Source organism: Dactylosporangium cerinum, from assembly GCF_042653625.1.
GTDB classification, from domain to species: Bacteria; Actinomycetota; Actinomycetes; order Mycobacteriales; family Micromonosporaceae; genus Dactylosporangium; species Dactylosporangium cerinum.
Map to the genome: position 1 here is coordinate 310,176 of NZ_JBHSIU010000011.1, position 19,369 is coordinate 329,544.

The following is a 19,369-nucleotide window of genomic DNA, read 5'->3' on the forward strand; positions in this document are numbered from 1 at the left end:
CGTCGTCATGAGGCACCACAGGCGCCGCACCATGATTCGCCCGCTCATGAGTAGATCGTTCCGGGCAGCGAGCCGTCCATGGCGTATCCGCCGTCGACGTCGAGACAGGCGCCGGTGGTGTAGCACGCCTCGTCGGAGGCGAGGTAGCAGATGGCCGAGGCCACCCATTCCGGCGGTGCGATCACGCCCAGCGGGATTTTCGCCAGCAGGGACCGCACGATCTGCGCGGTGTAGATCGGCTCGCTCATCCCGGTCCTGGTGGCACCGGGTCGCACGCAGTTGACGGTGATGCCGTGGGGCGCCAGCTCGGATGCCATCGTGCGGGTCATGGCCTCCAGCCCGCCCTTGGTCGCCGTGTAGGGCGCGGCGTTCGGCTCGGAGACCACGGCGTGGACCGACGAGACGTTGACGATGCGTCCTGCCGTCTTCTTCTCGACCATGAGCCGGGCGACGGTCTGGCTCAGGAAGAACACGCCGGTCAGGTTCACCGCGAGCACACGGTCCCAGTCCTCCCGGCTGACCTCGAGGAATGGCGCGATGTGCAGGATGCCGGCGACGTTGGCCAGCACGTCGACGTGCCCGGCCGCGGCCCGCAGGTGGGCGTCCAGCCGCTCGCCGGCGGCGGGGTCGGCGACGTCGAGGTCGAGCAGGTGCAGGCGGCCCGCGTCCGGCTCCGGCCACGGCTGGGTGTGGTGCACGTCGACGGCGAAGACGGTGGCGCCCTCGGCGAGCAGCCGCGTCGCGGTCGCCCGGCCGATGCCGGAATCGGCGCCGGTGACCACGGCTACCTTGTCGCTGAACCTCATACGACTGCTCCCATCCGCCAGGGCACGATCTCCTCGGTGCCGAAGCCGAGCGCCTCGGACTTGCTGGGCGTGCCGGAAGCCATGTCCACCAGGGCCTCGAACAGCCGGACCCCATGGTGGATCTGGTCGTCCCGCGACATCGCCGGGCCGGCGTCAAAATCCATGTCGCCGCGCATGTGTTGGTACAGGCGGCTCGTCGTGCTGATTTTGAGGCAGGGTGTGGGGCGGGACCCGAACACCGAGCCACGTCCGGTGGTGAACGCCAGCAGGTTCGCCCCGCCCGCCACCATGCCCGTCGCCGACACCGGGTCGTAGCCGGGGGTGTCCATGAAGGTCAGCCCCGCGGCGGTGACCGGCTCGGCGTAGTCGACGACGTCGTTGAGCACGCTGGTGCCGGCCTTGAGGACCGCGCCCAGCGACTTCTCCCAGATCGTCGTGATACCGCCGGCCTTGTTGCCCGTCGACGGGTTGCTGTCCAGCGCCGCGCCGTTGCGTGCCGTGTACTCGTGCCACCAGGCGATCAGCTCGTCGATGCGCCGGCCCACCCTGGGCGTGGCGGCCCGGTTGCGCAGCAGGTGCTCGGCGCCGTAGATCTCGGGGGTCTCCCCGAGGATGACCCGGCCGCCGGCCGCGACCAGCAGGTCGGCGGCCACCCCGAGGGTCGGGTTGGCGGTCAGGCCCGAGTACGCGTCGCTGCCGCCGCACTGCAATCCCAGCACCAGTTCGGCGATCGGGATGGGTTCGCGTCGCAGGGCCGCGACCGCGGAGACCATCTCCTCGATGCGTGCCAGCGCGACGTTGACGGTGGCGGCGGTCCCGCCCAGTTCCTGGATGCCAAGGGTTGCGCCGGACCGGTGCCCGCCGAAGACGTGCTCAGGCTGGTTGATCTCGCAGCCGAGGCTGATCGTCAACACCGCGACGACGTTCGCGTGCCCGGCGTAGCCGCGCAGCGTGCGGCGCAGGATGTCGTCGCCGGCGGTGCCCTCGGCCATGCCACAGCCCAGGTCGTGCGTCAGCGCGATCACACCGTCCAGCCCCGGCACCCCCGCGTGCGTGACGTTGGCGGCCTGCGCGACCATCCGGGCCACCGTCGCCGAACAGTTGACGGTCGGCAGCACGGCGATGTAGTTGCGGGTCGCGGCTCGGCCGTCGGCGCGCCGGTAGCCCATGAACTGCTCGCGCGTCGGCGCGACCGGCGCGCGCCACGCCGGCGGCGCGCCGCGGGAGGGCCCGCCACGCACGGTGTGCTCGCCGACCCCGAGGTTGTGCAGGTGAACGTGGGCGCCCGCCGGGATGTCCGCCCGGGCGATGCCGATCACCTCGCCGTACTTGTGCACTGGTGCCCCCGCGGCGATGGCGCGGACCGCGACCTTGTGCCCGGCCGGGATGTCGTCGACCGCCGCCACCACACCGGCCGGGATCCGGATGGAGGTTCCGCGGCCGACGTCGCTGATGACCAGCCCGACGTCGTCCACACCCGCCATCGGCACCAGCGGCTCCACGACGTCGGTCGGCGTGGCTGCCGTCATGGCAGCTCCGGCCGGGCCGTCGGGATCGGGCCGGCGGCCGCTTCGATTCGGGTGGCGAGCCTGTTGCGTTCGTCGAATTCGGAAACCTGAAGCGGGAGTGCCATGGCACGACGATAGATCGCCTGCCTTCTCCCGACGGAGCGTGAGTTGCAGAACGGCGCCATCCGTATCGCGAATGGATCGGGTCGGGCCGCCCGCCCGCGAAACCGCATTGATTGCCTGGCAGAGAAAGGCAATCGGCGATACGGCAGGGCCACGGAAGTCGGGAGCCGGCGATCCGAATTCCGGATCGTCGCCTGCTGAAACATGCGCTTCACCAGCATGATCGCCGGGCGTAACGTCTGCGGCACCTTGGCGGCGGATGCGGCCAATACCCGCAGTTTCCCCACACCCCCTTGACGGAACTGCACTGGAGGCATTGATGTACGAGCACCGCCGACGGCCCGGCGACGATGTGCGGGCCACCTGTCGTCGGAACCGGGTCGAGTCCACCCCGACGGCGGGCTGACCGTGACGCATCCCGCGCCGGCGATCGCGGTCAGCAACGTGTCGAAGTCGTTCGGCGGAATCGCCGCCGTGGCCGGCGTCTCGTTCACCGTCGCCGACGGTGAGGTCGTCGCGCTGGTCGGGGAGAACGGTGCCGGCAAGTCGACCATCAAGAACATCATCGGCGGGACACTGCGACCCGACTCGGGCCACGTGCGCTTCGCCGGCGCGCCGGCGATCGAAGGGGCCGGGCGGACCAGGCACACCGGCGTGGCCACGGTGCACCAGGAGACCAGCCTGTTCCCGGACCTGAGCGTCGCCGAGAACATCCTCATCGATCGGCTCCGGGCCCCTGGCAGCGCGACGGTCCGCCCCGGACACCTGCGGCGCGCCGCCGCACCCGTGCTCCAACGCGTCGGCGCCGGCTTCGGTCCGGAAACGATCGTTCGTGACCTGCCCGCCGGGCAGCGACAGCTCGTCGAGATCGCCAAGGCACTCGCCGCCGAGCCCCGCGCCATCGTGTTCGACGAGCCGACCGCGTCGCTGAACCTCGTCGAGCGCGAGCTCATCATGCGGATCGTGGAGCAGCTGCGCGCCGACGGCGTCGCCGTGCTCTACATCTCGCACTACCTCGAAGAGGTCGCCAGGCTCAGCCAGCGCGTCGTGGTCATGCGCGACGGGCAGGTGGTGGCGGACCGGCCGACCGGCGAGCTCGACCGCGGCGCGCTCGAAACGCTCATGGTCGGACGGGAACTCGCCCGCGGCTACCCGGTGGCCCCGCCGCCCCGGAGCGCGAAGACGCTGTCGGTGCGGGAGCTGGGAGACGACGTCCGGGTCTCGGGTGTCTCGTTCGACATCGCCGAGGGGGAGATCTTCGGCCTGGCCGGGCTGATGGGCTCGGGCCGCACCGAGGTCGCCCGGGCGATCTTCGGCCTGGCCGGCGCCGTCGGCCGGGTCGAGGTGGGCGGACGGCCGTTGCGCCGCGGCAACGTCCGTGCCTGCGTCGCGGCCGGAATGGCGTTCGTCACCGAGGACCGGCGACACGAAGGGCTGTTCCTGGACAGGCCCATTCGCGAAAGCCTGTCCCTCGTCGATCTCGACTCGGTCTGCCGGGCCGGATGGCTCGACGGCCGCGGCGAGCGCCGCCTGACCGATGATCTGGCCGACAAGGTGCGTCTGGTCGCCCGCGGCGGCCTGGGTGCAGACGGGGGCTCGCTCAGCGGCGGCAACCAGCAGAAGGTCGTCCTCGGAAAGTGGCTGGTGCGGCGGCCGCGCCTGATCATCCTCGACGAGCCGACCCGTGGTATCGACGTGGGCGCCAAAGCGGAGATCTACCGGCTGCTCGTCGAGCTCGCCCGCGCCGGCTCGTCGATCCTGCTGATCAGTTCCGAGATGGAGGAGGTGCTCGGGCTCAGCCACCGGGTCGGGGTCATGCACGACGGCCGCCTCGCCGGCGTCCTCGACAGATCGCAGGCCACGCAGGAGAACGTGATCCGGCTCGCTACGGGCGGTGCCTCGTGAGGCCGATGAGCGACGTCCACGGGCTGCTCCGCGCGGCTGTTCGACGTGAGCCGTTGCTGTTCGTGCTGGCGGTCCTGTTGCTGGCGCTGGCCGGCTTCTACCCCGGGTTCGGCACGGTGGCCAACTTCCGCAACATCGCCATCCAGGCGAGCCCGCTCATCATCGCCGCGGTCGGCATGACATATGTGATCATGACCGCGGGGATCGACCTGTCCGTCGGGTCGATGCTGTTCCTCGCCGCGGCGATCGAGTCCAGCCGGGTCGTCGTCGGCTGTCCCACGGCCGTCGTCTTCGCCGCCATCTGCGCGACGGGCGTCCTCATGGGCCTGATCAACGGCCTCGCCGTTGCCTTCACCCGGGTGCCCGCGCTCATCGTGACCCTCGCCGCGATGCAGGTGTTCCGCGGAGCGGGCGGCCACATCACCGGCCAGCAGAACATCGACCTGCCCGAGAACCTGCGCGGCATCGGCACCGGGAGCCTGCTCGGCGTGCCGACGCCGGTCCTGCTCGCGGCGGCCGTGGCGCTCGGCGGGGCCTTCGTGTTCCGTCGCGTGACCTTCGGCAGGTACGTCCAGGCCGTAGGTTCCAACCCGGAGGCGGCCGTCAACGCCGGCGTGCCGGTCCGGCTGGTACTCGTCGGCGCCTACACGTTGGCCGGTCTGCTGGCGGCCGTCGCCTCCCTCACCCAGACCGCCCGACTCGGCGCCGTGCAGCCGTCGATCGGCCAGGGCTTCGAGCTCACCGTGATCACGGCGGTGGTCCTGGGAGGAACGAGCCTGTTCGGTGGGCGCGGAAGCATCGGCGGCACCGTGCTGGGTGCCCTGGTGCTCACGACCGTCCAGACCGGCCTGGTCTTCTCCGGCGCCTCGCCCTACGTGTTCGACATCGTGCGCGGCGGCGTCCTGCTCGCGGCGGTCCTCGCCGCCGGAGCGCGCTGGCGAGACCTCGCCCGCGCGATGGGGCTGACCGCTCGCCGCCCGTCCGTCCCAGGTGGACGTTCGGCGGCGTGACGTCACACCACCTGAAGCCATGCAGAAAACACATTCGGAGGGACTCATCGTGAAACTGTTCGGTATTGTGCCGTACCTGGCCGTGGTCACCGTGGCATCACTCGCACTCGGTGCATGCAGTTCGACCGACAACCCGGGCGGATCGGCCTCGGGCGGGTCGACCTCCGGCAAGAAACGCACGATCGGCGTGAGCTTCGACCTGCTCAACGCGATCCGCCAGGCGGAGAAGGCATCGATCCAGAAGGCCGCCGACGCCGCCGGGTACACCGTCGTCTTCAGCGTCGCCGATCAGGACGCCCAGAAGCAGGCCGCCCAGATCCAGGACCTGATCCAGACGAAGAAGGTCGACGCGGTGATCGTGATCGCGCAGGACGGCCAGCAGATCGCCTCGTCGGCCAGCCTGGCCAAGGCCAACAAGATTCCGTTCCTCGCGATCGACCGTGCGGTGGCCGACCAGCAGAACCTGACGTTCCAGATCACCGGTGACCCGGTGGCCGACGGCAAGCTGGTCGCGGACGAGTTCCTCGCGGCGGCCAGGACCAGACCACTGAAAGTGCTGGAGCTGGTCGGCGGCCTGTCGGACCAGAACGCGATCGGCCGGCGCGACGGCTTCAACGCCGCAGTCGCCAACCAACCCAACATCACGATCGTCAGCCAGGTCCCCACCGACTGGAAGCCGGAACAGGCCCTCGACGGAACCTCGAACGCGCTGCAGAAGGACCCCTCGATCAACGCGATCTACGTCCCGTCCGACTTCCTCCTTCCTTCCGTGCAGTCGGCGCTGACCGCGGCCAACAGGCTCGCGCCGATCGGTGACCCCAGGCACGTCTTCATGGTGACCATCGACGGTGACCAGAACGGCTGCAAGGCCATGCAGGCAAAGACGCTGGACGCCGACATCGCCACACCCGTCGAGGAGTTCGGCAAGCAGTCCATCGCCGCGATCACCACGGCGCTGGGCGGCCAGGCGGTCACGCCGAAGGCCGTCCAGGCCAAGGGGCTGACCCTGAACCAGGCCAACTACGCCACGACCAGCGTGCAGGTGTGGGGCTGTGCAGCCTGATCCGCAACGGGTGGGGGGCTCCGCCGTGGAGCCCTCCACCGCCCGCCCGGCGCGCCTGAGCCATCGGATTCGTCACCTCGGCTGGTTGGCGGACCTCGCCATGCTGCCCGCCCTGATACTGCTGATCGTCGTCCTGAGCGCCATGACCGACGGCCTGCTGACATCGTCGAACCTGATCAACGTGCTGAGCCAGTCGGCGGTCGTCGCCATCGCGGCGATCGGCGCGACGTTCGTGATCCTGACCGGCGGGATCGACCTGTCGACCGGTAGCGTGATCGGCGCCGGCGGGGTCGCCGGCGCGTGGGTCATCACCAGTACCGGCAGCGTACCGGGGGGCATCGCCGCGGGACTGCTCACGGGCACCGTGATCGGGCTCGTGGTCGGGGTCGTGGTGGCGCGACTCAACGTCGTGCCGTTCGCCGTGACACTCGCCGCGCTGTATCTCGTGAGCGGCGGCACGACCCTGCTCAGCCACGGCAGGACGATCGGTCCGGTGCCGGACGGCCTGATTACCTTCAGTATTGACGGTCCCGGCGGTATTCCGGCTGCCGTGTGGCTCGCCGTCGTGCTGTATGTCCTCGCGCAGATCGCGTTGACGCGCACCGCCTGGGGCCGCCGCCTCACGCACGTGGGCGCCAATCCCGAAGTCGCCCGTATCGCCGGTGTCAATGTCGCCCGTACGACGATGAGCGCCTATGCGATCGCCGGCCTGTTCTCGGCGATCGCGGGCATCGTGCTGACCTCCGGACTCGCCGGAGCAGGCGCCAGCATGGGCAGTCCGTTGCTGCTCAACATCGTCGGCGCGGTGGTCCTGGGTGGCACCAGCCTCGCCGGTGGGCGGGGGAGCCTGCTCAGCACCGGCATCGGCGTGCTGTTTCTGGGCTTCCTCTCCAACGGCATGAGCCTGCTCGGACTGCAGAGTTTCGACCAGCAGATCGTCACCGGTGCGTTCATCTTCCTGGCGGCTGCCGCAGACGGACTCCTGCGTTGGCTCAGACGGCGATCCCACCGCGTCTGATGCGGACCGGGTGCGGCCGTCGGTGGCGCGCACCCGGGACGATTCGCCATACAGATTGATGAGTTCCGAAAGACACGATCGACGCATTCCAGAAGCGTCGATAGTTTCATTTCTGGCCGGCACCCGCCATATTGACCGGCCATCCGATTCCCATCTGGCCGCACCGCCCGTCGAGCTGGAAGGAATACCAATGGCTCGCACACCCCCCACCTCCTACTCCGTCCCCACCGGCGCCCGGCCCGGACGCCGCGCGCTGGCCTGGGTCGTGGCCGCACTGACCACACTGGCCTCGGTCGCGCTGATCGTGGTGGCCGGCCCGACCGCGGCCACGGCCGCTGTCGGCTTCGACCCCAGCAGTTTCCGCGGCGTGCACTGGTCCCGCCTCGGCGACAACTTCACGCCCGATCGGCTCGTCCTGCAGGGGCTGTCCCCGAACGACGACTACAACGCCGCCAGGAGCAAGGCCGACGCCATGTTCGCGGCGTTCCAGAACGACATGGGCGCCAACACCGTCCGGCTGCCGATCAACCCGGCCACCACCAACTGGAACACCTACAACGGCGTCATCGACGCGGCCACCGCCAGGGGCTTCAAGGTCATCCTGTGCTATTGGGTCCAGGACGGCACCAACATGGTCCCGCCCAGTTTCCTGGCCACGTACAACCAGATGTGGGACACCCTGGCCACCAGGTACCGGACCAACGACCTGATCTACTTCGACCCGATCAACGAGCCCATCGGCTTCAACACCACCCAGTGGCTGAACTTCGCCGCCACCTGGGTCACCCGTATGACGACGGCCGGCATGCCCGCCAACCGGCTGTTCATCGAGGGTGCCCAACTCGATGGTGGCGGCTGGGGCAGCGACCTGCGGCCGCTGTGCAACGACCCGCGCTTCGACGGGGTCTACCTCGGCCTGCACCGCTACGCCTTCCCGTACGGCAACCGCACCTACACGGACTGGTACAACGACCTCACGACCCTCGTGGGCAACTGCGCCGCACGGACGGTCATCGAGGAGTTCGGCGCGTCGGCGGACACCGGCGTCGACTTCAACACCACCCCCAGCGGCACGACCGACAAGGAGGTCGCCTACCTGCGGGCCGTCACCGACTTCGTCCGCAACAACAAACTTGGTGCGATCTGGTGCCACGTCATCGGCGGCCGCACCACGACCCCGGATCATGACACGCTGAACATCCTGAGGCTCGCCGGTGCGTTCGACGGCAGCTCCAACAACCTGCCGCTCTGGACCCCCAACACCACGGCCATGGACCGCCTCAAGTACGCGTGGGGTGGGCTCGGCGCCGCCACGACCGAGCTGCGCAACGTCGCCACCAGCACCTGCCTCGACGTCCCCGGATCGTCCCAGAACAACGACGTCCAGTTGCAGGTCGGTGGCTGTCTGAACGCCAACAACCAGCGCTGGACCAGACAGGCGAACGGATCGATCACGGTCTACAACGGCACGAAATGCCTTGACGCCTTCGGATTCGGCAAGACCAACAACACCCGCGTCGTCATCCACGACTGTCTGGGCGGCAACAACCAGAAGTGGCGCTTCTTCTCCGACGGAACCATCCGCGGCGTCGACTCCCGCCTCTGCCTGGACGCCGATCCGGCCAACGCCCTCAATGTTCGGCTCTGGGCCTGCGGCAGCGCCACCAACCAGAAGTGGCGCCTCTTCGCCACGACGATTGGCCTTCGGGCCCACGCGAACGGCAGGATCGTCGCCGCAGAGGCCGCCGGCGCGCAGCCGCTGATCGCCAACCGGGTCGTCGCCGACGGCTGGGAGCAGTTCGACGTCATCGACAACGCCAACGGCAGCGTGAGCCTGCGCGCCCGCGCCAACAGCAGGTACGTCAGCGCCCCCAGCGGCGGTGCATCGTCGTTGATCGCTGACAGCACCTCCATCGGCCCGGCCCAACAGTTCGACCTCATCTACAACGCCGACCTCAGCCTCAGCTTCCGCGCCCGCGCAAACGCCAGGATCGTGGCGGCGGAGTCCGGCGGCACCCAGCCGCTGATCGCCAACCGCACCGCCGTCGGTCCGTGGGAGTCGTTCGACCTGCTCATCTGAGTCTGCGGGTGGTGGGGCGGGTCATCCACGAGTCCGTCCGCTCCACCACCCGGCGTTTGCCGACCACACCCCACACGCGGGTCGGCGGAAGGTCTCGCTGCAACCCGAAACGGTGGATCCGGCTGCCCGCGTCGTCGAGATCGTGGCACCGGTAACGGCGTGGTCGGCGGCTACGCGGCTGTGGCGCTGGGCCCGATCGCCGCATTCCTCGGCGGTGTGTGGCTGGCCAGAGCCCGCCGTACCGCCTGACCACCGGCCGCCGGAAAGCCCGGCGCAACCAATCATCGATGGGCGCGAACACCACCGGGGCCCCGAACTGCGGTGCGACGCCGTAACCTGTCGAGCGAAAAGTTCGAGGGCCCCGCGGTAACCTTCCGACCGGACGGTAGGCTGTTGGCGTCCGCCGTGATTCAGGAGGCCGTAGATGGCTCGTGCGACATCCGCCCGGCCGGAGTCGACCCGCCGCCGGCAGCGGTGGGCCGACGGGTATGACCCGGAGAACACCCGCAGGTCACTGGTCGCGAGCGCGCTGGACCTGTTCGAGAAGCGCGGCTTCGACCGGACGTCGGTGCAGGAGATCGCGGACCAGGCGCAGCTCACGAAGGGTGCGTTCTATCACCACTTCGAAAGCAAGGACGACCTGCTGCGGCACATCCAGGAGGAGTACCTGGAGGCCCAGCTCACCGCGATCCAGCAGATCGAGGCCGGCAGCGACGACCCGAAGGTGCGGGTGGCCGAGCTGATCCGGTTCAGCCTGACGAGCGTGGCCGAGTACCGGGCCCACGTGACGATCTTCTATCAGGAGCGGCGCTACCTCACGGGGGAGCTGTTCGCCGAGGTGACCCGCAAGCGGGACCTGGTCGAGGCCGCGTTCGCCGGGATGGTGCAGGACGGGGTGACCCGGGGCGTGTTCCGCGCGGACGTCGACGCCCGCATTGCCACCTTCGGGCTCGTCGGCATGTGCGCATGGGCGTACCAGTGGCTCAACCTCAGTGGCCCGCTCAGCGTCGACGAGGTGGCCCGCCAGTTCAGCGCCATGGTCCTGGAGGGCCTGTACGCCTGACCAGCGGAAAAGGGGTCGGCCCCTTGAGTGCGCCGCGCTCGGTGTGGTAGATACCTTCCAGTCGGAATGATGGAGGGTGCATGACTCGGGCGGCACGGGCAGGCATGGACTTCGTCACGGCACTGGACCGGGGCAGCCTCGGCGGGCTCGCCCGGCTGTGCGCGCCCGGCGCGACCTGGTGGGTCGACAGCGGGCCGGACCGGCGCGGCGGCGACCCGGCGGTGTCGCCCGGCGGCAGCGGCCGGTTCCCGCTGCACGGGCTGATGCGCATGGACGACAAGCTCGCCCTGATGCGGTCCCTCGGGCCGGCGGCGTTCCCGACCGGCTGCCGGCAGATCCCGCGCCGGGTCATCGCCGGCACCGGCCTGTGCGTCATCGAGGTCGAAGGCCACGGCGTGCACGCCTCGGGGCTGGAGTACGCCAACCGCTACGCCTTCGTGTTCGACGTCGACGCGGCCGGGGCGATCGTGTCGGTGCGCGAATACCTCGACACCGTCCACGCCCAGCACGTCGTCGGAAGCGGCGCCCCGATCCCGCGCACCACCCTGGACCACGCGCCGGAGCCCGGCGGGCAACAGCCGGCGGGCCGGGCCGAGGAACTGGCCCTCGCGTTGTGGCCGGCGCTGGAGCAGGGGGACATCGACGCGTTCGGGGCGCTCTTCGCGGCGGACGCGACCTGGTGGACGGACTCCGGCCGGGACCGCGAGCGCGGGCGGCTGCACCGCCGCGGCGACATCGCCGCCAACGGCCCCTTCCACGGAGTCGTCGCCATCGCCGACAAGCTCGCCGCGATGCGGGCCAGGATTACCTCCGGCGCCTACGCGTCCGCGGCCGTCGCGGTCACCGCACACCGGTGGGTCGTCGACGACACGCTCGTGGCCATCGAGGCGAGCGGCGACGCGACCCTCGGCGGCGGGCTGCGGTACCAGAACCGCTACCTCTGGGTCGTCGACGTGCAACCCGGTGGCATCGCGCAGGTCCGCGAGTACTGCGACACCCTGCACATCGCCGACCTGATGGGGTACGCCGCATGACCGGCCCGGAGCGCAGCGGAGGAGCCGGTCATCAGAATTGCAGCCTCAGGTCAGGCCGACGCCGGAGCGCAGCGGAGGTGGCGGCATGACCGGGCTGCCGTTCACCGACCTCAACCACGTCCTCACCACGACCAGGTCGGTGCGGCTGCGGCTGGACTACGACCGCCCGGTGCCCCTCGAGGTGATCGGCGAGTGCCTGCAGCTGGCGTTGCAGGCGCCGACCGGTGGCGCCGCCGAGGACTGGCGCTGGGTCGTGGTCGGTGACCCGGTGCTGAAGGCCGAGCTGGCCCGGCTGTACCTGGACGCCTACCTCGAATACGTGCACAAGCCGCTGCACAGCGCCGAGGGCGCCGAGAGCCGGATCGTGCGGGGCCGCCTCGGCGGGGTCGACGAGCACGGTGCCGTCAGCGCCCGGACCGCGCGGATCCTCAGCGGCGCCGAGCACCTCGCGCACCACCTCGGCCGGGCGCCGTATCTCGTCATCCCGTGCGCGACCCGGCCCAACCCGGCCACGGGTGGCCCCGGCACGCACTCGGCCGTCTACGGGTCGCTGTATCCGGCGATCTGGCAGTTCAATCTCGCGCTGCGGGCCCGCGGGCTCGGCACCGTCATCACCACCCTGCACCTGCACCACGCCGCCGCGCTGCTGGGCATCCCCGAGGACGCCGTGCAGATCACCATGCTCCCGATCGCCTACACCCAGGGCACCGACTTCAAGGTGGCGGCCCGCAAGCCCGTCAGCAGCGTCGCCTTCCTCGACCGGTGGGGCGACCCGCTGCCCTACCAGGACAAATCCGTCGACCGTCTGACGGGAGAGGACACCGTATGACCGTCCCGGCAGTGATCACCGACATCGACGAGGTCCTGACCACCACCCGCGCGGTGCGCCACCGCCTGGACTTCACCCGGCCCGTCGACCGCGCCGTCGTCGAGCACTGCCTGCGCCTGGCCCAGCAGGCGCCGATGGGCTCCAACCTCGAGGACTGGCGGGTCGTCGCGGTCGACGACCCGGCGCTGAAACGCCGCATCGGTGCGCTGTACACCGAGGTCTGGCATCAGACCGTCGCCGGACCCCTCGCGACCGGTGAGGCGGCGACGACCACCCGGCTGTCGCCGTCGGTGCGGCCCGACCCGGTGTCGCAGGACCGGCAGGCCAGGATCCTCACCGCGGTCAAGCACCTGGTCGACCACCTGGAGGAGGTGCCGGTCCTGGTCGTGCTGTGCAGCACCAAACCGGTCCCGCAGCGCCCCGTCGGCGGCACCGCGTCGGGCTACTACGGCTCGATCTTCCCGTTCGCCTGGTCGTTCCAGCTGGCGCTGCGCTCCCGCGGGCTCGGCTCGGTGATGGCGACCGCCCTCGCGCACAAGGCGGACCAGGTGCGGGAGGTGCTCGGGCTGCCCGAGGACTGGCGGCCGATCACGCTGCTGCCGGTCGCCTACACGAAGGGCCTCGACTTCCGCCCCGCGGCCCGCGCCGACCTGGCCGACGTGGTGTTCTGGAACGGTCCCGCGTGAAGGCCGCGTTCGTCACCGAGCCCGACGCGACCGACCCGGCCGCCGCGATCCGGGTCGGCGAGCTCGACACCCCCGACACCCCGGACGGCTGGGTCCGGGTCGACGTGCGGGCCGGCGCGCTCAACATGCACGACCTGTGGACCCTGCGCGGCGCCACCCGCCGCCCGCACCCCGGCCCGCACGTGCTCGGCAGCGACGCCGCCGGGGTCGCCGAAGGCCGGGACGTCGTGGTGTACCCGGTGCTGCCCACCGCCGACGGCCGGGCCGTCCCGCACGCGACCCTGCTGCCCGACGCCGGCCACGGCGTGCTCGCCGAGCACATCGACGTCCCGGCCGGGCACGTCGTGGCCAGGCCGGCGCACCTGGACTGGGCGGAGGCGGCGAGCCTGCCGACCGCGTGGCTGACCGCCTACCGGATGCTGTTCGCGAAGGCCGCCCTCGCGCCCGGGCAGGTGGTGCTGGTGCAGGGCGCCGGCGGGGGCGTGGCGACCGCCGCGGTGAGCCTCGCCGTCGCGGCCGGCGCCACCGTTTTCGTCACCTCCCGGTCGGCGCGGAAACGGGAACGGGCCCTGGCACTCGGCGCCGCCGCCGCACTCGACACCGGCGCCCGGACCCCGCAACCCGTCGACGTCGTCATCGAGACCGTCGGCGCCGCCACGTTCGAGCACTCGACCCGGTCCACCCGCGTCGGCGGCACGATCGTCGTCTGCGGCGGCACCAGCGGCTTCACCGCGAACCTCGACCTGACCCGGCTGTTCGCCCGCGAGATCACCGTCCACGGCTCGACGATGGGGTCCCTGGAGGAGTTCCGGGCACTGCTCGAATTCGTCACCGAGCACCGGCTCCGGCCGGCCGTCGACAGCACCGTGGACCTGGCCGACGTCTCCACCCAGGCGGCGCGGATGCTGGCCGGCACCGCGTTCGGCAAGCTCTGCGTGCGTGTCGCGTGACCGCCGTCGTGCTCACCCGTCGCGGCCCGGCGCTGTGGGCGCGGATCGACCGGCCCGGCGCCGGCAACGCGTGCGACTCGACGGTGATGACCGGCCTCGAGGAGTGGCTCGCCGCCGCCGCGGATCCCGGTGTACGGGTGCTCGTCCTCACCGGCACCGGCCGCAGCTTCTGCGCCGGGGCCGACCTCACGGAGGCCACCGCCCTCCTCGGTGACCTGCCCGCGCTGCGGTCGTTCCTGGACCGGGGCCGGCAACTGGTCCGGGCCGTGCTGTCGTCCGGTGTGCCGACCGTCGCGGCCGTCAACGGTGCGGCCTTCGGCGGCGGGCTGGAGCTGCTGCTGGCCTGCGACATCGCGGTCGCCGCGGACACCGCGAGGATCGGCGACCGGCACATCGCGGCCGGCCAGGTCCCGGGCTGGGGCTCCAGCGTCCTGCTGCCACGCGCCGTCGGCCCGGCGCTCGCCCGGCGGCTGCTCATCACCGGCGACACCTGGACCGGTGCCGAGGCCGCCCGGCGCGGCCTGGTCAGCGAGGCGGTCCCCGCGGCGGACCTCGAAGCGCACGTCGACGCGCTCGCCGCGCGGATCGCGGCCCTCGACGAGGCGGCGCTGCGGCGGATGCTGCGGGTCGCCCGGCCGGCAGTACCGGAGCCGGAGTGGGACCGCGAATGGAACACCCTCAGCGAGCACGTCGCCGCCCTTGCCACCGGATCGGAGTGACCATGCGACCCGTCCACCGCACCACCGTGCCCACCCCCGACGACCTGCTCGAACTGGTGGGCCGGGAGCTCGGCGCCAGTGAGCCACGGGTGGTGACCCAGGAGCAGGTGAACCAGTTCGCCGACGTCACCGAGGACCACCAGTGGATCCACGTCGACGTCGAACGGGCCCGCTCCGGACCGTTCGGCTCGACCGTCGTGCACGGCTTCTTCACCCTCGCCCTGGTGCCCCGGCTGCTCGCCGACATCCTCGAGGTGCGGACGTTTTCGATGGGCGTCAACTACGGCCTGGACCGGGTCCGCTTCGTCAAACCACTCCCGCCCGGCGTCCAGATCCAGGGCACCGCGACCCTGCTGTCCGCGAAACCGATCGAGGCCGAAGCCGGCCGCCCCGCCGGCGTGCAGGCGAAGGCGTCGGTGGTGGTGGAGTTCGCCGGCAGCGGTGAGACCTGCTGCGCCGCGGAGATCCTCTTCCGCTACTACAGCTGACCCGGCTGTTCGCCCTCGAGGTCGTCGAGGTCCGCGGCCTTGAGGCGGGCGGTGAGCTGCTCCAGGGCGAGCAGCTCGGCGCGCAGCGCCCGGCGGCCGTCGGTGGTGAGCCTGAGCCAGGTCCGCGGCCGGTTGCCCTCGTAGCCTTTGGTGACGATGACCAGGCCGGCGTCGGCGAGGACCTGCACGTGGCGGTTGAGGTTGCCGTCGGTGAGCTGCAGTTCGGTGCGCAGGGTGGCGAAGGCGCACTCGCGGATCTCGGCGAGCATGACCAGGATGCCGAGCCGGACCCGCTGGTGGATGACGTCGTCCAGACCGACCGCGGGATGCGGTGGCACCTCGCTCACCGCAGTTGCCCGCGGGACCGGGCGGCGCGGAGCAGGCCGACGAGGAGCAACGGCAGCGTCATGATGATCAGGGTAGGTCCCGGCCGGTCCAGGCCGAACAGCGTCAGCTGGCCGCCCAGGCCGGACCCCTCGCCGCCGTGCAGGATCCGGGTCTGCCAGTCGTACAGGCCGCCGATGAACCCGATGGCGCAGAACTGCCAGGCGAGCACGGCCATCCAGAGCCCGGACAAGGCGATGGCGACGCTGCGCTCGACCACCCCGAGCGCGATCACCGCGACCGCGATGCTCAGCAGCGGGGTGAGCAGCCCCCGCCACCACGGGCCGCTGGCGGCGCTCAGTGTGGGATCGGGCTCGCCGGTCGGTGCCGCGAACAGGGCGATCAGGCAGAGCAGCGCGGCCAGCCCGGCGGTCACCGGCACCCGCCACGGCACGCGGATGCCCTGGTGGTGTTCGCGGCGCCGGTACCACTGGGCGACGAGCACGAACGCGAGCGGCGCGACGATGATCCAGAAGACGTAGGAGGCCAGGGCGGCGCGCTGCTCCTCCGGCAGGCCGCCCCAGAACGGGTATCCGACGGACGACGCGTTCACGGCCGCGAACGGGTGCCGGTAGAGCCCGATGCTGACCAGCGGCAGCGCGGCCAGGATGAGCGCCGGCAGCCAGGCGCCGCCGCGGGCGAGCCGCCGGCTGCGGGCCCTGAGCTCGTCCATCTCGGCCAGGACGGCCGCCGGGTCTGCATCGGTACCGCTCATCAGTCACCTCTGTAATCCAAGGAACTCTGTAATCCAGAGTGAACCTCGGCTGCCTCGAAGTCAACTACCCTGCGACCGTGGATGTCGCCGGTCGTGTGCTGAGCCCTGCGGTATTCAAGGCCTTGACGTACTGGCCGGGGTGGATCGGCGTGCCGGAACGGCCGGAGCCGGTCGACAGTTCCGCGCTGGCCCGCTTCCTCGACGACCTGCTGCACGAACTCCCGTGGTGGAATGCCGCCTGGCAGGTTACGGAGGTGGAGGCGGTCCGTCCCCGCGAGTTCGCCAGCAACCTGCCCACGCAGCCGAACAGGTTCACCGAGGTGTCAGTACCGGGGAAGCTTTGTGATGCAGCGGGGCGGACGCTGCCGTTCTTCGCACTAGTCCGGTTCGAGGGTGGCCGGCTGCTGCGGTTCCAGGCGAAGATCGGGGACACCGTGCTCGGCCCGGCGCTCGGGCGGCCCGGCAGGGCGGAGCCGCATCCGTTCGGTGCGGTCCTGCACAGGTTGATGGTCAACCGTGGCATCTCGGCGACCGATCTGGCCACGAAGATGGGCTACTCGATCGCGACCGTCACCAGTCTGCGCGCGGGCGCCCGCAGTCCGCACCCGGTGCTGGTCCGGAACATCGCCCGGGCCCTGGACATCCCGGAGGCGGACCTGGCCGCGATCGCCGGCGTCGACACGGCGCCAAACGCAGCCGCCGGGACCTGACGACGCACGCCGAGGACCGGAGTGCAGCAGTGATCTGGGGCCGGAGTCACTCCGGGCCGGTCGGGGCGACGAAGCGGCCGCGGTAGAACGACAGGGCCGGGACCTTCGTCGGCTTCAGGTGCACGTGGTCGATGTCCAGCAGCATGATGACGTGGTCGCCGCTGGTGATCACGTCGTCGCGGACGCCCGCCAGGATCGCCGGGGTGCCGGGCAGCATGGGTACGCCGTCCGGGCCGGGCGTCCAGGCGACGCCGCTGAGCTTCTCCGCGCCGGACAGGCCGGAGGTGGCGAAGCGCCGGGCGATGTCCTCCTGGTCCTGGCCGAGGATGTGGATCGCGATCCGGTCGGCCGCGATGAGCACCTTGAAGCTCGACGACGACGTCGCCACGCAGAACAGGACCTTCGCCGGGGACAGCGACACCGAGGTGAACGAGTTGACCGTGAGCGCGGCCACGGCGCCGTCGGGTGCTGTCGCGGTCACGGCGGTCACGCCGGTGGGGAAGTGCCCGCACACCTGGCGGAACTCGGCGGAGTCGAACAAGGGCTCGGTCGTCATCGGTCCACCGCCGGGGGAGAGGAGTGGGGAGCGTTGGGACGCAGGCCGCCTTCGAGCTGGACCAGGCACAGGGTGTGGCCACCGGGGTCCTTCACCAGGTGGAGGCGTCCGTGCGGGCTGTCGACGGGGCCGACGGTCGCCGTGCCGCCCAGGCCGGGCAACCGGGTCAGCGCCTCGTCGAGGGACCCGACGTTGAAGTACGTGATCCACTTCGACGGGATGATGTTGGGCCACTCGTTGTCCAGTTCGAGGACCCCGGCGACCGGGACGTCGCCGAGCATGAGGACGGTGTACGGGCGGGCGGTCGGCGAGTCGACGTGCCGGGTGGTGTAGCCGAACAGGTCCTGGTAGTAGGCCACCGACCGTTGTGGCTCGCCGGTGTCCAGCTCGTTCCAGCACAGCGCGCCGACCGTGTTGAGCGTCTGCACCCCGGCCCGGGACTCACCCTGGTACAGGCCGAACGCCGCGCCGAACGGGTCGATGACGGCGGCGCCGGTGCCGGCCGCGGGCAGGTAGCGGGGCGGGGTGACGAGCTCCCCGCCGAGGGCGACCGCCCGCTCCGCGGACCGGGTGACGTCGTCGACGGCGAAGTAGGCGATCCAGCCGCGTGGCCGTCCGCCGTGCAGCGCCGCGGCGTCGGAGATGCCGGCGACGTCGTGGCCGTCGACGCTGCACATCCGATACGTGGTCGCGCCGAGCTGTTCGTGCCGCACGGTCCAGCCGAGCAGCGCGGTGTAGAACTCCTCCGCCTGCTGCGGCTCGGTGGTGCACAGCTCCACCCACACCGCCTCGCCGGCCTGGAACGGCGGCGTCATGCCGCCACCTCCGCTGCGCTCCGGCGTCGGCCTGACCTGAAGGCTGTGCCCATGATGACCAGCTCCTCGCTCCGCTGCGGGCCGGTCATGCCGTCACGCTCGCGACGATCGTGCGGGCCGACACGTCGTAGGCGTGCTCAGGGGTACCGGTCGCCAGGCTCGACTCGACCACCTCGACGACCGCGCGCAGGGTGCGTGGCGGCACCGCGGCCAGGGCCTCGACGAGGGCGTCGACCTCGCTGTCCAGGTCGTCGGCGGGGACGACCCGGGCGACCAGGCCCCAGCCGAGCAGCTGGGCGGCGGTCGCGGTGCTCGCGCCGGTCAGCAGCGCGTAGGCGTGCGGCCGGGGCAGCGCCTGGGTGATCGTGTGGCCGACGCCTGCGGGTGCGAAGCCGAAGCGGGCCTCCGGCAGGGACAGCCGGGCGTCGGTGGCGGCCACCGGCAGGTGCACGGCGCTGAGCAGCCCGGCGCCGAACCCGATGACCTGCCCGCGCACGGCGCTGACGACGGGCACCGGCAGCTGCCGGATGCGGTGCAGCGCGGCGTCGCTGTCGCGCAGCCCGGCCGCGACGGCCTCCTGGGTGGTGCCGGCGAGAGCGGCGAACGACGTGGTGTCCCAGCCGCCGCAGAAGTGCCGGCCGGCCATGTCGAGCCGGATCACGGCGCAGGCCTCGTCCGCGGCGGCGGTCTCCATCGTGGCGACGAGCCGGTGCAGCGCGTCGTCGTCGAAGCAGTTGCCGCGGGCCGCGTTGTCGTAGCGGACGCGGGCGACGCGACCGTCGTGTTCGCGGGTCAGGGTGATGGCCACCGGCGGATCATACATACCGGTCGGTATGAACACAACGACGCAGGCGGGCGGGGGTGTGTCACACGGCCGTTACGGACGCGACACCGATTCGACCTGTTG

The 19,369-nt window shown here is 71.1% G+C and carries 21 protein-coding genes and 1 pseudogene; 14 read left to right on the forward strand and 8 right to left on the reverse strand.

The window, feature by feature from the left end:
* Positions 1-44: 44 nt before the first annotated feature.
* Genes ACFPIJ_RS10370 through ACFPIJ_RS10380 form a run of 3 tightly spaced genes read right to left on the reverse strand, consistent with a single transcriptional unit; the run spans position 45 to position 2,724 of the window.
* Complete coding sequence (locus ACFPIJ_RS10370; RefSeq protein WP_380114488.1) at positions 45-806, reverse strand: SDR family NAD(P)-dependent oxidoreductase; 762 nt, start codon at positions 804-806, stop codon at positions 45-47.
* Entirely contained in the window at positions 803-2,335 is a 1,533-nt protein-coding gene (locus ACFPIJ_RS10375; RefSeq protein WP_380114489.1) for a UxaA family hydrolase, read from the reverse strand. Before ACFPIJ_RS10375 ends, ACFPIJ_RS10370 begins: the two co-directional genes overlap by 4 nt.
* Positions 2,332-2,724 (reverse strand): hypothetical protein, encoded by a 393-nt coding sequence (locus ACFPIJ_RS10380; RefSeq protein ID WP_380114491.1) that lies wholly within the window; start codon positions 2,722-2,724, stop codon positions 2,332-2,334. Before ACFPIJ_RS10380 ends, ACFPIJ_RS10375 begins: the two co-directional genes overlap by 4 nt.
* Positions 2,725-2,845: 121 nt before the next feature.
* Between ACFPIJ_RS10380 and ACFPIJ_RS10385 the strand changes: the two genes are divergently transcribed.
* The 13 genes and pseudogenes from ACFPIJ_RS10385 to ACFPIJ_RS10445 all read left to right on the forward strand — a co-directional run bounded on the left by ACFPIJ_RS10385 (position 2,846) and on the right by ACFPIJ_RS10445 (position 15,282).
* Positions 2,846-4,342, forward strand: a complete 1,497-nt coding sequence (locus tag ACFPIJ_RS10385; protein ID WP_380114492.1) for a sugar ABC transporter ATP-binding protein — start codon at positions 2,846-2,848, stop codon at positions 4,340-4,342.
* Positions 4,343-4,347: 5 nt separating this feature from the next.
* Positions 4,348-5,352: an ABC transporter permease gene (locus ACFPIJ_RS10390; protein ID WP_380114493.1), complete on the forward strand. Its 1,005-nt coding sequence runs from the start codon at positions 4,348-4,350 to the stop codon at positions 5,350-5,352.
* A gap of 49 nt (positions 5,353-5,401) precedes the next feature.
* Complete coding sequence (locus ACFPIJ_RS10395) at positions 5,402-6,415, forward strand: sugar ABC transporter substrate-binding protein (RefSeq protein WP_380114494.1); 1,014 nt, start codon at positions 5,402-5,404, stop codon at positions 6,413-6,415.
* A gap of 25 nt (positions 6,416-6,440) precedes the next feature.
* Complete coding sequence (locus ACFPIJ_RS10400) at positions 6,441-7,433, forward strand: ABC transporter permease (protein WP_380114495.1); 993 nt, start codon at positions 6,441-6,443, stop codon at positions 7,431-7,433.
* Positions 7,434-7,623: 190 nt separating this feature from the next.
* Complete coding sequence (locus ACFPIJ_RS10405; protein WP_380114496.1) at positions 7,624-9,513, forward strand: ricin-type beta-trefoil lectin domain protein; 1,890 nt, start codon at positions 7,624-7,626, stop codon at positions 9,511-9,513.
* A 150-nt stretch (positions 9,514-9,663) separates the two neighbouring features.
* Positions 9,664-9,762, forward strand: a pseudogene (locus ACFPIJ_RS10410) (DUF6223 family protein); the annotation flags it as partial.
* Between the two features lie 175 nt (positions 9,763-9,937).
* The gene (locus tag ACFPIJ_RS10415; RefSeq protein ID WP_380114497.1) at positions 9,938-10,576 is read left to right on the forward strand and encodes a TetR family transcriptional regulator; all 639 of its coding nucleotides are present in this window, start codon (positions 9,938-9,940) and stop codon (positions 10,574-10,576) included.
* 80 nt (positions 10,577-10,656) lie between these two features.
* Entirely contained in the window at positions 10,657-11,610 is a 954-nt protein-coding gene (locus tag ACFPIJ_RS10420) for a nuclear transport factor 2 family protein (RefSeq protein WP_380114498.1), read from the forward strand.
* 85 nt (positions 11,611-11,695) lie between these two features.
* Positions 11,696-12,439: a nitroreductase family protein gene (locus tag ACFPIJ_RS10425; RefSeq protein ID WP_380114499.1), complete on the forward strand. Its 744-nt coding sequence runs from the start codon at positions 11,696-11,698 to the stop codon at positions 12,437-12,439.
* Positions 12,436-13,125 carry a nitroreductase family protein gene (locus ACFPIJ_RS10430; RefSeq protein ID WP_380114500.1) on the forward strand — a complete coding sequence of 230 codons (690 nt, stop codon included), beginning with the start codon at positions 12,436-12,438 and terminating at the stop codon, positions 13,123-13,125. The genes ACFPIJ_RS10425 and ACFPIJ_RS10430 overlap by 4 nt, the downstream gene beginning before the upstream one ends.
* Complete coding sequence (locus ACFPIJ_RS10435) at positions 13,122-14,075, forward strand: zinc-binding dehydrogenase (protein ID WP_380114501.1); 954 nt, start codon at positions 13,122-13,124, stop codon at positions 14,073-14,075. Before ACFPIJ_RS10430 ends, ACFPIJ_RS10435 begins: the two co-directional genes overlap by 4 nt.
* Positions 14,072-14,794, forward strand: a complete 723-nt coding sequence (locus tag ACFPIJ_RS10440; protein ID WP_380114502.1) for an enoyl-CoA hydratase/isomerase family protein — start codon at positions 14,072-14,074, stop codon at positions 14,792-14,794. The genes ACFPIJ_RS10435 and ACFPIJ_RS10440 overlap by 4 nt, the downstream gene beginning before the upstream one ends.
* Positions 14,795-14,796: 2 nt before the next feature.
* The gene (locus ACFPIJ_RS10445) at positions 14,797-15,282 is read left to right on the forward strand and encodes a MaoC family dehydratase (protein ID WP_380114503.1); all 486 of its coding nucleotides are present in this window, start codon (positions 14,797-14,799) and stop codon (positions 15,280-15,282) included.
* Here ACFPIJ_RS10445 and ACFPIJ_RS10450 read toward each other — a convergent pair.
* Together ACFPIJ_RS10450 and ACFPIJ_RS10455 are read right to left on the reverse strand one after the other, a co-directional pair.
* The gene (locus tag ACFPIJ_RS10450; protein ID WP_380114504.1) at positions 15,273-15,629 is read right to left on the reverse strand and encodes a transcriptional regulator; all 357 of its coding nucleotides are present in this window, start codon (positions 15,627-15,629) and stop codon (positions 15,273-15,275) included. The two genes, ACFPIJ_RS10445 and ACFPIJ_RS10450, sit on opposite strands and share 10 nt — an antisense overlap.
* Positions 15,626-16,381: a hypothetical protein gene (locus ACFPIJ_RS10455; protein ID WP_380114506.1), complete on the reverse strand. Its 756-nt coding sequence runs from the start codon at positions 16,379-16,381 to the stop codon at positions 15,626-15,628. Before ACFPIJ_RS10455 ends, ACFPIJ_RS10450 begins: the two co-directional genes overlap by 4 nt.
* A 77-nt stretch (positions 16,382-16,458) precedes the next feature.
* Here ACFPIJ_RS10455 and ACFPIJ_RS10460 point away from each other — a divergent pair, with 77 nt between their 5' ends.
* Complete coding sequence (locus ACFPIJ_RS10460) at positions 16,459-17,091, forward strand: helix-turn-helix domain-containing protein (RefSeq protein ID WP_380114507.1); 633 nt, start codon at positions 16,459-16,461, stop codon at positions 17,089-17,091.
* A gap of 46 nt (positions 17,092-17,137) precedes the next feature.
* Here ACFPIJ_RS10460 and ACFPIJ_RS10465 read toward each other — a convergent pair whose 3' ends face one another.
* From ACFPIJ_RS10465 to ACFPIJ_RS10475, 3 genes are all read right to left on the reverse strand, one after another.
* Positions 17,138-17,647, reverse strand: coding sequence for a flavin reductase family protein (locus ACFPIJ_RS10465; RefSeq protein WP_380114508.1), 510 nt, complete (start codon positions 17,645-17,647; stop codon positions 17,138-17,140).
* Complete coding sequence (locus ACFPIJ_RS10470; protein ID WP_380114509.1) at positions 17,644-18,462, reverse strand: VOC family protein; 819 nt, start codon at positions 18,460-18,462, stop codon at positions 17,644-17,646. Before ACFPIJ_RS10470 ends, ACFPIJ_RS10465 begins: the two co-directional genes overlap by 4 nt.
* A gap of 85 nt (positions 18,463-18,547) precedes the next feature.
* Positions 18,548-19,270, reverse strand: coding sequence for an enoyl-CoA hydratase/isomerase family protein (locus ACFPIJ_RS10475; RefSeq protein WP_380114510.1), 723 nt, complete (start codon positions 19,268-19,270; stop codon positions 18,548-18,550).
* Positions 19,271-19,369 lie beyond the last annotated feature (99 nt).

Excerpts from the sequence above, each read along its gene's own strand:
- ACFPIJ_RS10370 (WP_380114488.1), bottom strand. The coding sequence starts at position 806 with ATGAGGTTCAGCGACAAGGTAGCCGTGGTCACCGGCGCCGATTCCGGC.
- ACFPIJ_RS10375 (WP_380114489.1), bottom strand. The coding sequence starts at position 2,335 with ATGACGGCAGCCACGCCGACCGACGTCGTGGAGCCGCTGGTGCCGATG.
- ACFPIJ_RS10390 (WP_380114493.1), top strand. The coding sequence starts at position 4,348 with ATGAGCGACGTCCACGGGCTGCTCCGCGCGGCTGTTCGACGTGAGCCG.
- ACFPIJ_RS10405 (WP_380114496.1), top strand. The coding sequence starts at position 7,624 with ATGGCTCGCACACCCCCCACCTCCTACTCCGTCCCCACCGGCGCCCGG.
- ACFPIJ_RS10415 (WP_380114497.1), top strand. The coding sequence starts at position 9,938 with ATGGCTCGTGCGACATCCGCCCGGCCGGAGTCGACCCGCCGCCGGCAG.
- ACFPIJ_RS10420 (WP_380114498.1), top strand. The coding sequence starts at position 10,657 with ATGACTCGGGCGGCACGGGCAGGCATGGACTTCGTCACGGCACTGGAC.
- ACFPIJ_RS10425 (WP_380114499.1), top strand. The coding sequence starts at position 11,696 with ATGACCGGGCTGCCGTTCACCGACCTCAACCACGTCCTCACCACGACC.
- ACFPIJ_RS10430 (WP_380114500.1), top strand. The coding sequence starts at position 12,436 with ATGACCGTCCCGGCAGTGATCACCGACATCGACGAGGTCCTGACCACC.
- ACFPIJ_RS10445 (WP_380114503.1), top strand. The coding sequence starts at position 14,797 with ATGCGACCCGTCCACCGCACCACCGTGCCCACCCCCGACGACCTGCTC.
- ACFPIJ_RS10455 (WP_380114506.1), bottom strand. The coding sequence starts at position 16,381 with ATGAGCGGTACCGATGCAGACCCGGCGGCCGTCCTGGCCGAGATGGAC.
- ACFPIJ_RS10465 (WP_380114508.1), bottom strand. The coding sequence starts at position 17,647 with ATGACGACCGAGCCCTTGTTCGACTCCGCCGAGTTCCGCCAGGTGTGC.
- ACFPIJ_RS10470 (WP_380114509.1), bottom strand. The coding sequence starts at position 18,462 with ATGACGCCGCCGTTCCAGGCCGGCGAGGCGGTGTGGGTGGAGCTGTGC.